The sequence below is a fragment of the Streptomyces sp. NPDC030222 genome (genome assembly GCF_055573115.1).
Map to the genome: position 1 here is coordinate 151410 of NZ_JBVICA010000019.1, position 10414 is coordinate 161823.

Consider the following 10414-nt stretch of genomic DNA (forward strand, 5'->3'; position numbering starts at 1 on the left):
GGTTGGTGGTGAATGGGGGGGTCGGGGGTGTTTGTTTTGTGTGTCCCAACCCGAAGGGGGTTGGTTGGTTCTGTGTGGTTTTTCTCCAACCAAACCACCCCCCGCTCCAGGTCTTCGAGGTAGAGGACGTCGGTACAGGCGCGGAAGGCGTCGAGACGTTCGTCCGTGTAGTCCTGGACCTCGTTGTCCGCCTGATCGACGCGCACCCGGTTCTTCCTCGACAGCCGGCGCCACTCGACCAGGTCGGAGTCGGTGGCGCGGGCCATCCAAACCCAGATTCCGTTGCCCAACTTGATGACGTCCTGGGGGTGAAACAGCCCGTTGGTTCGCCTGCGGCGCGGATTGCGGTGGTCACCGAACCCGGTGACAAGGCTCTGGGCGAGCTTTTCCAGGGCTGCGGCCTTGATGTGCGGGTCGGCTTCCTCGCGTGCGAGCTGTTCGCGCACTGCATCGGTGAGATGGCGCTTGTGGAATCGGCCGGCGGTGTCGGTGAGAGCTACAGCCGTCTTCTCGACGATGTGCTGCAGGCGCAGGTCAGCGGTGGTCGTCACGGCAGATCACGCTCCTGCCAGACCTGATCCATTTCGGCCAGCGCCGTCATGGCGTGCGCGATGATCTCGCGGGTGATGGGCGTGCCGGCGGCGTACGCGGGGTCGTACCGGCTGAACGTCCGGGTGCCACGGGCCTGGGCGAGCGGAGGGACTACCTCGTCCAGCAGCCGGGTCGCCACCCGGCGCTGCCGCTTGTCCTCTTCGACACGCTCGGTGCGCTCTGCCAACGCGCCGGCCAGACTCAGGTTGCCCTCGACGACCCGGTCGGCCAGTTCGGGGTCCTCCTCACGCAGTCGGGCGAGCTGGACCTCGGCGGAGTTGGCCTTGGCCTTGTTCTCCTGGGCGACGGCGTACGCCTCGTTGAGTGCTGTGGCGCCACTGATCACCAGGTCCACGAGGTCAGGGGCGTGCAGAAGCACGACGTTTGCCTTTCCTACCGTGCCCAGCGAGATTCCCAGGCGTTCACTCAGTGAACGGGAGGAGTGTTCACTCGGTGAACGCCCGCTCTGTTCACTCAGTGAACAGGCTTTGGCCGTGATCATGGCCACCTGGCCCTTGGTCAGGTTGCGTCGGTGGATATTCGCGGACAAGGCGTAGCTGTCGGGGTCGCCTTCGTACGTGGTGAACGAGGGCTCGATGCCTGCGATCTCGCAAGCCTTCAGACGGTGGCGTCCATCGATGATCTGGCCGCTGAGGTCGAGAACGACGGGGTGCAACAGCCCGTGTTCCTTGATGTTGTCGGCGAGGGCCTTGAGATCGTCCTCGTCGAGTGTGGGGAAGAGCAGGATGGTCGGATGGAACTGTATGGGGATCTCCTGGGTGTAAAGAAGGGAGGCGATGCGTCCGGTGGGGCGGATGGGGTTTTCAGTGCATACGGGCGTCGGTGTCGAACAGCGCCAGCTCGTGCGCATGCAAAAGATGTTGAACGATGAATGATCGCCCGGCGACCTTCCATAGGCCGCGCCCGCGGTTGAGGTGGGCGATGGCTTCGGTTTCGACGGAGGTCAAACCCAGCAGTGAGGCTGCGGCGTGGAGTTGGTCGGTCTCCTGCCGGTAGATGATGCGGGTGGAGCAGTCGGCGAGAAGCCCCTCGGCGAGGGCGCGGCCCTGTGATCCGGCGTCGCCGGCTGTGAGCAGGTCGCTGAGCCTGTGGATGACCATGAGGTTGGCGATGCCGAGGCCGCGACTCAGCTTCCACTGGGCCTGCATGCGCTGGAGCAGGCCGACGTGGCGCATCAGGCGCCATGCCTCGTCGTAGACAATCCAGCGTCGGCCGCCGCGGGGGTCGGTGAGGGCGGATTCCATCCATGCGGAGGCGCAGGTCATGGCGAGGACGAGGGCGGTGTCGTCTCCGGAGCCGCCGAGCCGGGACAGGTCGATGGTGAGCATCGGCGTGTTGGGATCGAAGCGCACGGTGGAGGGGGCGTCGAACATGCCGGCCAAGTCGCCGTGGACCAGGCGGCGCATGGCGTGGGCGAGGTCGCGGGCCGCGTCGCCGAGCCGGCCGGACATCATCCCTGCGGCCTCTTCGAGCGCGGTGGGGTTGTTCAGGGCGGCGGCGACATCGCCGAGAAGCGGGGTGCGAGCCGTGGCGTCAGCGTTGGTGACGACGGCGTCGAGGGCGACGTCGAGGGCGGTGTGCTCCATGGGCAGCAGGTCCCGTCCGAGGACGGTGCGGGCCAGCGAGCCGAGCAGGAGGAGGCGGCGCTTGCGGATCTCGCCGACCCAGTCCGCCTCGGCGATGCTCTCTGGCCGGGGCGCGGCGTCCAGCGGGTTGAGGCGGCCGGGTAGTCCGGGGCCGAGGGCGACGGATGTACCGCCCAGGGCGTGGGCGACGGGTGTCCATTCGCCCTTGGGGTCGCAGGGTACGTAGATGCGGTATCCGAAGGCGACCGACCGGAGCGCGAAGCTCTTGGCGAGCGCGGACTTGCCCTGGCCGATCACGCCGGCGAGCAGCACGTTCGGGTTGGTGAAGCCCTCGACTTTGCCGTACAGGGCGAACGGGTCGAAGACGAAGGATGCTTCGGCGTGGACATCGCGGCCGATGTAGATGCCTTCGGCGCCGAGCCCCCCTTCGGCGAGGAAGGGGTACGCGCCGGCTGCGATGGCGGTGGTCATGCGGTGGGCCGGCAGTTTCAGGCGGTTCCCGCGGGCGGACGCAGGTCCGGGGCGTCCGCTCGGCGGGTAGAGGGGTGCGGGTGTTTCGTGCTCGGCCGGCGCGGCGCCCGCCGGCTGGGCGGCTGCTTCGGCGCGGGCCTTGGCGGCGGCTTCGGCGAGCTGGCGGCGGGCGGCCTTGCGGCTGGCCCGGTCGGTGCCGTGCGGGGTGAACAGTGGGCTGGCGGTGGCACGGCGGGCGGGCCGGTGGCTCATCGGGGGCCCTCGTTTCGGCGGATGGTGCTCATCGGACGCACGCGGTGGTGTGCGTGCGGAGGTCGGTGGGGGTGGTCTTGCGGCGGATGGTGTGTCCGGCGGCGAGGTGGCGCTGGCAGATCGTGAGGACCGGCGGTCCGTCCGGGAGCCGCTCGGGTCGGCACTCGGTGGCGTTCTCAGTGATGGCGGGGATGAGGTGGAAGGCCGTGTGGACTTCGGCGGTGGCCTGCCACAGTCGCGTGTTCGCTGTGGCGAGGTGCCGGCCCGCGGCCGGATGCGCAGGGCGCGTGGTCTCGGCGAGCTGGTCGAGGAGCTGGTGCAGGGCGGTGAGGTGGGCGTGGAGCACGTCGAGGTGGACTCGGTCCGCCGGGCCGCGTGGCGCCGACCGGTTCAGGGCACGGGTGTGGTGGCGCACTCCGGCGGTAGCGGCGCGGAGATAGGGGGGCGCGTCGTCGGCGCGCGGAGGAGGGGGCAAAGGGGTTACGTTCCTTCCTGCCGCCGGGGACAGGGGTCACAGGGCGGTGCGGGCGAGGGGCAGCGCTGCGAGGCTGAAAGCGTCGGGCTGTTGGTAGTTGAGGCGGCGCAGGTCGACGCTGGCGGTGACGGCGGCGGTCTCGATCTGTGCGCAGGCGGCGTCGAGGAGGGCGTCGGTGTCGGCGGTGACGGTGACCAGGCCGGTCAGGGCGACGTCGGCGTGGCCGGCGATGAGCTGCCGCTCGCGCTGCTTGACGTCGGCGTACTCGACGGAGTCTTCCTCGCTGTCGACCTGGCCGCGGCGGGCGCGTTCGCTGGCGTCGGCGATGATCGCCGCCTTCTTCCGCTGGACGTCACGCAGCGCGGACTCGAGCCCCTGCGGCACGTAGATAAGGGACAGGCTCCTGCGCACACCGGCGGTGAACATCAGCCCGTGCAGGAATCCGGCGCCCACCTCGGTCCTGGGCCAGTTCTCCACCCAGTACGTGACGTGGCGGGCGGTGTCGGTGGTGATCCGGTCGTACTCCTCGACCTGGACGACGGGTCCGGCCGCCGCGGGGTCGGCTTCGGCGCGGCCGGTGTCGGACCACTGCTGCAAGGCCGAGAGGGCTTTCGGGTCGTAGGCGGTGCGGATGACGGCGGCGATCTCCCGGGCGCTGAGCCACCCGGTGACCATGAGGCCGGCGTTGCGGGCGGCCTGGGCGATGGAGGCGGTGGTCTGCTCCATGACCGTGAATGCTCCTGGGAGCCCGCCACCAGCCTGGCTGATGAGGCGCTTGGCGGCCTTGAGGTCGAGTGAGATGGCGAGGTAGGTCTCGTGCGGGGCAGCGGCGGGTCCGGCGGAGGCGACCAGTTCGGAGTAGATCTGCCCGGCGACCGGGGCCTCGGGCTGTCCGTGCTGGGCCCAGTGCCGGGCGAGGGTGTCGCCGGAGTCGGGGACGGTGCGCTCCAGGACCTGCACGGTGGCGACGTGCCCGGTGCGGGCGATGCCCGCCAGAGTGCGCCCCCAGCCGTTCACATTGTGGTTCTGCGTGGCCGGGTCGAGCAGGGCGAAGGCTCTGCTGCTGACGCGGGCGATGGCGGTGAGGGTCTGCCGGTGCGGGTCGTGGACGGCCGAGGCCCCGTTGGCGGAGTCGCCGGGGGTGACCACGCGAAGGGAGGCGGCGGTGCCGGGCAGGTGAAGGATGCCGTCCTGCCGGGGCCGGCTGACGGGCCGGGCGAGCCAGAGGAGCTGCCCGGTCCGGCGGCGGTGTGCGTAGCGGGCGACGATGGGAGCCCAGTCGATCAGTGAGCGGCCGTTGCGCCGGATGGCGACCAGTGCGGCGACCGCCGCCCACAGCGGGGCCAGCGCGATGGCGCCGAGCAGCCCGGTGGAGACCACCGTCGCCAGCAGGAGTGCCAATGCGCTGGAAACGAGGACGAGTTGCGGTAGGGACAGGCCGAGGAGGATGCCGCGGCGGGACCGGTGCGGGAACTTCACCGTGACCGGGGCGACGGAGAGATCAGACAAGGGGATGGTCCTGAAGGCGCGGGGGAGGCTGGGGGCGAAAGGCGCGGTGTCTCCCGCCCCCAGCGGGCGGGCAGAGGGTCAGGGGCCGGTCGGAGGCGGCGGTGGGGATGCCGTCCCGCTCGTCCCGGGGTTTTGTGAACCTGCGGTCTGCGGGCCGGGGGACGGCGGGGCGCCCTGCGGTGGCGGGGTGGTGGTCGGTGGCGTGGTCTGCCATCCGCCGGCCTGGCCGGCTGCGGCGCCCGAGCCGGTGCCGCCGGCTGACGGGCTGCCGCCGACCTGACCGCTGGTGTCGTCGGTGACGCTGGTCGGCGGTGGCTGCACGGCCTTCTCCAGGCCGGACTTGACGGCGTCGCCGCCGGGTGATGCACCGCCTCCACCGCCCTGGGGGCTCTGCTGGCTGTCACCGCCGGTCGAGTTGGGGGCGATGTCGCCGGGGAATCCTCCGCCGCCCGGAATCGAGTCAGGGCCTTGCGGGGCAGCACCGGCTCCGGCGCCTGCTCCGGCTGCGGCACCGCCTGTTCCGGCACTGGCGGCCATCGCGGCGGCCTTCTTCGCGGTGCGCTCGGCGTGCTGCTTGGCGAGCTGGGCACCGGCGCCGCCGGCACGGTGAATCGATTCCCCGTCGGTGCCTTCGGCGGCCCAGTGGACGAACTTGAAGGTGGCGTACGGGCACAGCAGCACCAGAATCATGATCACGATGCCTGCGAGGACGTCGGCGAGCGCGGCCAGGCCGTCCTTGGCCTCGGTCTTGCCCATGGCGGCGATGCCCAGGACGAAGATGATCGTCATCAGCAGCTTCGAGACGACGAGGGTGGCGGTGGCCTCGATCCAGCCCTTGCGCCAGCGGCGGGCGACTTCCCAGCCGCCACCTGCGCCCGCGAAGACGGCCAACGTGACCATGACGAGGATGCCGACCTTGCGCACCATCATCACGCACCAGTACATGATGGCGCCGATGGCGGCTCCGAGGGCCACGAAGACGGCGACGAGCCAGCCCAGTCCGGCCAGGCCGGGTATCTGGTTGACCTTGACGATGCGGCGCACCGCGGAGGCGATGTCCGTGTTCGCGGCTTTGAACAGGCCGGCGGACAGGGCGTCGACGACTTCGATCGCGACGGTGGTCAGGGCGATGGCGGCGAACGCGAAGATCACGCCGGACGCCGTGCCGGTGAACGCCTGTCTCAGGGCCTGACCATCGCGGCGGATGGCGGCGCGGACGAGCTGGGCGCAGAAGGTGGCCACGAGCACGACCAGGCCGATCGGGAGGATCGTCTCGTAGTTGTCGCGGAACCAGGCCGCATTCAGGTCGACGTGGGTGGTGGCGTCGACGGCCTTGGCGGCGAGGTCGGCCGAGGCGGCGGCGAGTTCGCCGGCACTCTTGGCCATCCAGTCGCCGATGGCCTTGCCGGGGTCGGAGGCGAAGTCCACTGCCTCGCCGACCGCGCAGACCTTGTCCGCGAGGGGAAGGTCGCAAAATCCCATGAGGGAGCTACCTCCTTGTGGTCAGGGCGCGACGCGCGGGGCGATGGCGACGAGCGAGCAGTCGGACGAGGGCCGGCACTGCACGGCGAGGGTGATGGAGCGGTCTTCCGCCCCTCCGCCGCCCTTGGCCCAGGTGATGGACTGCTTGCCGGTGACGGTGACGGCGTAGATGTACGCCTTGGTGATCGCGGAGGGGTCTTCGGCGAGGGCCTGCTTGAACGCGGCCGGGTAGTGCGCCTCGGCGACGGCAGCGGTGGCGTACTGCTTCTGGTCCGCCATCCGCGACCACAGGACCGGGTCGGGCACCTGCGCGGAGATCGATGCCCAGTCGCTGTACTCGCTCTCCTTCGTCATCCACGCCTCCATGCCGGCGAGCTGCTGGGCGTGGCTGGTGGTGCGGGTGTCGTAGGACCAGAGCATCGCCGCGGCGGCCTTGGCGAAGGCGACGGGATCGGAGATCCGCGGCGGTCGGGGCACCGAGCCCGTATCGGCGGCCGATCCCTCGGAGGGTTCTGCGGATGCCGACACGCTCGGCGATGCGGCCGGACTGCCGGCGGGTGAACCGTGTGACCCTCCGCGCCCGGTGAGGTAGGCGGTTGCGCCGGCGGCGGCGAGCAAGCAGGCCAGGACGATCGCGATCAGAGCGATGCGGCGGTTGGCCGACCAGCCCACTCCGTAGCCCGACAGGGAGAGGGAGCGCTTCTGCATCACTGGACCTGCGACCCCAGGGCGGAGAAGAAGGCCACGATGCCGTTCGCGGCGCCCAGGCCGAGGGCGGCGCCGGCGGCCACGGTGGCGCCCTTCTTGCCGTTCGCCTCGGCCTGGTGGCCACCGGTGTGGTGACCCCAGGCCCACACCGCCAGGCTGACGGCGAGGGCGCCGACCACGGCGATGATGCCGAACATGTTGATGCTGGAGACGACGTTCTTCAGGACGGCAAGTCCCGGCAGGCCGCCCCCTTTCGGGGTGATCCCTGGGTCGAAGGCGAGATAGATCCGGTCGGCGAGGGGTGTCATAGGTGGGGCAAGGCTCCTTGCGTGCGCAGGCCAGAGGGCCCGGTATGGAGGAAGGGAGAGGAGGGAGGAGGTGGTCCGCGCAGAGCGGCGCGGGCGCTGGCGTCAGAGCACGCGGCGGACCGCGAGGACGTCCCAGTCCTTGAGCGGTGTGATGCGGACGGGCTTGCCGGTGCGCGGGGCCTCGATGACGAGCCCTTCGCCCAGGTACATGCCGACGTGCTCGGGGCGCGCGGCGGTGCCGCGGCTGAAGATCAGGTCACCGGGCTTCATGGCCTTCGGTGAGACGGCTTTGCCTTCGTTGACCTGCGTGTACGTGGTGCGGGTGAGCTTGATGCCGGCCTTGTCGTACGCCTGCTGCATCAGCGAGCTGCAGTCGCAGCGGCCCATCGGGTCAGGGCCGCGGGGGGCCGTGCACGAGCCGCCCCACTGGTACATCGTGCCGAGCTGGTGCATCGCCCAGACGATCGCTTTGCGAGCCCGTGGGTCGGTGTCCTTGGGGGTCTTGTAGCCCTTGGGGACGGCCCCTTCGGGGATCGGCCCGTACTGCGAGCCGTCGCCGGTGCCGCAGCCCGAGTCGCCGGGCTTTTGGTCAGTGCCCTTGTCGGAGCCGTTGTCGCCGGCTCCGGGGAAGGTGGCGGCGATGGCCTTTTGCAGCGCGATCGCGAGCGGCTCCCACTGTGCGTACGCGTCCGGGTAGCCGGACTTCTGTACGGCCTGGGCGGCCTGTGTCACGGTCATCTGCTGCCAGCCGTTCACCTTCAGCAGCGCCTTGTAGAACCGTTCGCTCGCGTAGACGGGGTCGCTGATCTGGTCGCGTGTGCCCCAGCCCTGAGAGGGGCGCTGCTGGAACAAGCCGAGGCTGTCGCGGTCACCACCGGAGAGATTGCGCAGCCGGGACTCCTGCATGGCGGTGGCGAGCGCGATGATCTGACCGCGCTTGGGAACCTCGAGGCTGATGCCGGTGGCGACGATCGTCTGCGCGTTCGGGACCTGCTCAGCGGGCAGGTCCAGCCCCTCGACGCGGACATCGGATGCGTCCGCACCGTCGAGGATCTTGGTGACTTGCTCGGTGACCTTGTCCGTGTCCACGTCGGTAAGGCACTGGAAGGTGGCGCTGCTACTGGTGGCGGCTTCGCTGGAGCTGGCCATCATCATGGCCGCGCCGCCGAGGAGGAACGGGGAGAGGAAGACGACGCCGATGCCGGCGGCGAGCGTCTTCAACCGGTACGGCCCGCTCGCGGGTCACCGGTTTCGGGCAGGCGTGGGTATCGAGGGGTCACGAGAGTGTCCTTGCGTGCAGGTCCGGCGTGCCGCGTGCGCGTGGCGTGGTGGAAGGGGCGCGGCGGCCGGGGTGGGCGATGAAGGTGCTGGCCTACTCGGGCGAGTTGCCGCCCGCCGCGCAGGCCATGGGGAGAGCTAGGTATGCCGGGGCAGGGGAAACCTCCGATAGGCAGGGGGGAATTCGGCCAGCGGCGGTGTCTGCCGGGCAGTCCCAAAACAGTAGGGCCGGATTGGCGGCCGACCAAAAAGTCAGCGTGAGGGGGGTCGGAAACCGGCCCCTCAGCACGGCACTTCTTGGTCGGCGGCGCGTTCGCCTCTACAGTTTTGGGACTCCCCTCGCCCTCCTCTGTCTACGGCCCTGGGCTTCTGCATGCCCCAATTCCGGGCCGCCCCAGGGGTACAGATGCGCGACGGGCGATTCCTTCCGCACGCCTCAACCCGAATCGGGGTCTCTCTTTGCCTTTTTCCCTGCACCAGGGCGACGCACTCAGCGTCCTTGCCGGCCTTCCGGACGCCTGCGTCGATTCCGTGATCACCGACCCGCCGTACAACAGCGGCGGCCGGACAGCCAAGGAGCGCACCTCCCGCAGCGCGAAGCAGAAGTACACATCCGGCGACGCCAAGCACACCTTGGCTGACTTCACCGGCGAGAACATGGACCAGCGCAGCTACGGCTTCTGGCTGACGCAGATCATGACCGAGGCCCACCGGCTGACGAAGACCGGCGGGACGGCGCTGCTGTTCACCGACTGGCGCCAGCTCCCCGTCACGACGGACGCCATTCAGGCCGCCGGCTGGCTGTGGCGCGGCGTGCTGGCCTGGCACAAGCCGCAGGCCAGGCCCCAGAAGGGCCGCTTCACGCAGAACTGTGAGTTTATCGTCTGGGCATCCAACGGGCCGATCGACGCCTCCCGCAACCCGGTCTACCTGCCGGGTCTGTACAGCGCTTCACAGCCGTCGGGTGCGAAGCGTCAGCACATCACTCAGAAGCCGGTGGAAGTGATGCGCGAGCTGGTCAAGATCGCCCCGGCGGGCGGCACGGTGCTCGACTTCTGTGCCGGCTCCGGCTCCACCGGGGTCGCGGCTCTGCTGGAAGGCCGTGACTTCATCGGCGTGGAGAAGACCGAGCACTACGCCGCTATCGCAGCCGACCGGCTCACCGAGACCGTCCGCCAGGCCCTCACCCAGGACGACGTCGGCCTGACTGTCTGACGTCGCCCCGGTTTGCAGAGGGGCATTCGGGATTTCTGTCCGGAGCCCTGCCCCTTTTGTGGAAAGCCGCCGGTCCGCACCGGCGATTGCGCTCCACCCTTATCTCCCACGGCTCATAGGAGGACAGACTTTCCATGCCTGAATCCGTAGAAACCCACGATGGTGGGCAGTTGGAGCCGGTACGTGTTCCGGACCCCCACCTCGAAGGGATTGAGGCCAGTGTCCGGCGGCTGATGGAGCAGTCCGCGCAACAGGCCCAGCAGCTCGACCACCTCGCCTCGGCGCCGCCCCCGGCTCCTTCGCCGTTCGCCGCGTTCGGCATGCCGGGACTGGGCGGGCCGGCTCCGGCTGCTCCGCCCGAGCCGCGCCCGATTCTGGAGCTGGAAGGGGAGGAGTACGAGGACGAAATCGACTCGTTGAGTGACTGAGCCTTTTCAGCGTTGCCTCTCCAGGGTGAGGACCGCGGCGCCGATTGCGGAGAGGCGCGTGGGGCTGCAGCGGGCGCGTCGGAAGATCCG

At 69.8% G+C, this 10414-nt stretch carries 10 protein-coding genes and 2 pseudogenes; 2 read left to right on the forward strand and 10 right to left on the reverse strand.

Features of this window, described 5'->3' with window-relative positions; genetic code table 11:
- The 9 genes from ACZ4Z5_RS25310 to ACZ4Z5_RS25350 all read right to left on the reverse strand — a co-directional run.
- Positions 1 to 551: hypothetical protein (locus ACZ4Z5_RS25310; RefSeq protein WP_468266493.1), on the reverse strand; the 551-nt coding region annotated here is incomplete at its 3' end.
- Positions 548 to 1462 carry a ParB/RepB/Spo0J family partition protein gene (locus ACZ4Z5_RS25315; RefSeq protein WP_468266495.1) on the reverse strand — a complete coding sequence of 305 codons (915 nt, stop codon included), beginning with the start codon at positions 1460 to 1462 and terminating at the stop codon, positions 548 to 550. The genes ACZ4Z5_RS25315 and ACZ4Z5_RS25310, both read right to left, overlap by 4 nt.
- Entirely contained in the window at positions 1416 to 2921 is a 1506-nt protein-coding gene (locus tag ACZ4Z5_RS25320; RefSeq protein WP_468266497.1) for a VirB4 family type IV secretion system protein, read from the reverse strand. The genes ACZ4Z5_RS25315 and ACZ4Z5_RS25320 overlap by 47 nt, the downstream gene beginning before the upstream one ends.
- A gap of 28 nt (positions 2922 to 2949) precedes the next feature.
- On the reverse strand, positions 2950 to 3396 hold the full coding sequence (locus ACZ4Z5_RS25325) for a DUF6238 family protein (protein ID WP_468266499.1): 447 nt from the start codon (positions 3394 to 3396) through the stop codon (positions 2950 to 2952).
- Positions 3397 to 3432: 36 nt separating this feature from the next.
- Positions 3433 to 4905 carry an SCO6880 family protein gene (locus ACZ4Z5_RS25330; protein WP_468266501.1) on the reverse strand — a complete coding sequence of 491 codons (1473 nt, stop codon included), beginning with the start codon at positions 4903 to 4905 and terminating at the stop codon, positions 3433 to 3435.
- A 78-nt stretch (positions 4906 to 4983) separates the two neighbouring features.
- The gene (locus ACZ4Z5_RS25335; RefSeq protein WP_468266503.1) at positions 4984 to 6387 is read right to left on the reverse strand and encodes an SCO6881 family protein; all 1404 of its coding nucleotides are present in this window, start codon (positions 6385 to 6387) and stop codon (positions 4984 to 4986) included.
- Positions 6388 to 6408: 21 nt separating this feature from the next.
- Complete coding sequence (locus ACZ4Z5_RS25340) at positions 6409 to 7095, reverse strand: hypothetical protein (protein ID WP_468266505.1); 687 nt, start codon at positions 7093 to 7095, stop codon at positions 6409 to 6411.
- On the reverse strand, positions 7095 to 7403 hold the full coding sequence (locus ACZ4Z5_RS25345; RefSeq protein WP_361370442.1) for a DUF6112 family protein: 309 nt from the start codon (positions 7401 to 7403) through the stop codon (positions 7095 to 7097). The genes ACZ4Z5_RS25340 and ACZ4Z5_RS25345 overlap by 1 nt, the downstream gene beginning before the upstream one ends.
- Positions 7404 to 7505: 102 nt before the next feature.
- On the reverse strand, positions 7506 to 8624 hold the full coding sequence (locus tag ACZ4Z5_RS25350) for a C40 family peptidase (protein WP_468266507.1): 1119 nt from the start codon (positions 8622 to 8624) through the stop codon (positions 7506 to 7508).
- A 516-nt stretch (positions 8625 to 9140) separates the two neighbouring features.
- Here ACZ4Z5_RS25350 and ACZ4Z5_RS25355 point away from each other — a divergent pair.
- Both ACZ4Z5_RS25355 and ACZ4Z5_RS25360 read left to right on the forward strand, forming a co-directional pair.
- Complete coding sequence (locus tag ACZ4Z5_RS25355) at positions 9141 to 9896, forward strand: DNA-methyltransferase (protein ID WP_468266509.1); 756 nt, start codon at positions 9141 to 9143, stop codon at positions 9894 to 9896.
- A 134-nt stretch (positions 9897 to 10030) separates the two neighbouring features.
- Positions 10031 to 10321: pseudogene (locus ACZ4Z5_RS25360) on the forward strand (DUF4913 domain-containing protein); the annotation flags it as partial.
- 9 nt (positions 10322 to 10330) lie between these two features.
- Here the strand turns inward: ACZ4Z5_RS25360 and ACZ4Z5_RS25365 are convergent.
- Positions 10331 to 10414, reverse strand: a pseudogene (locus tag ACZ4Z5_RS25365) (IS5/IS1182 family transposase); the annotation flags it as partial.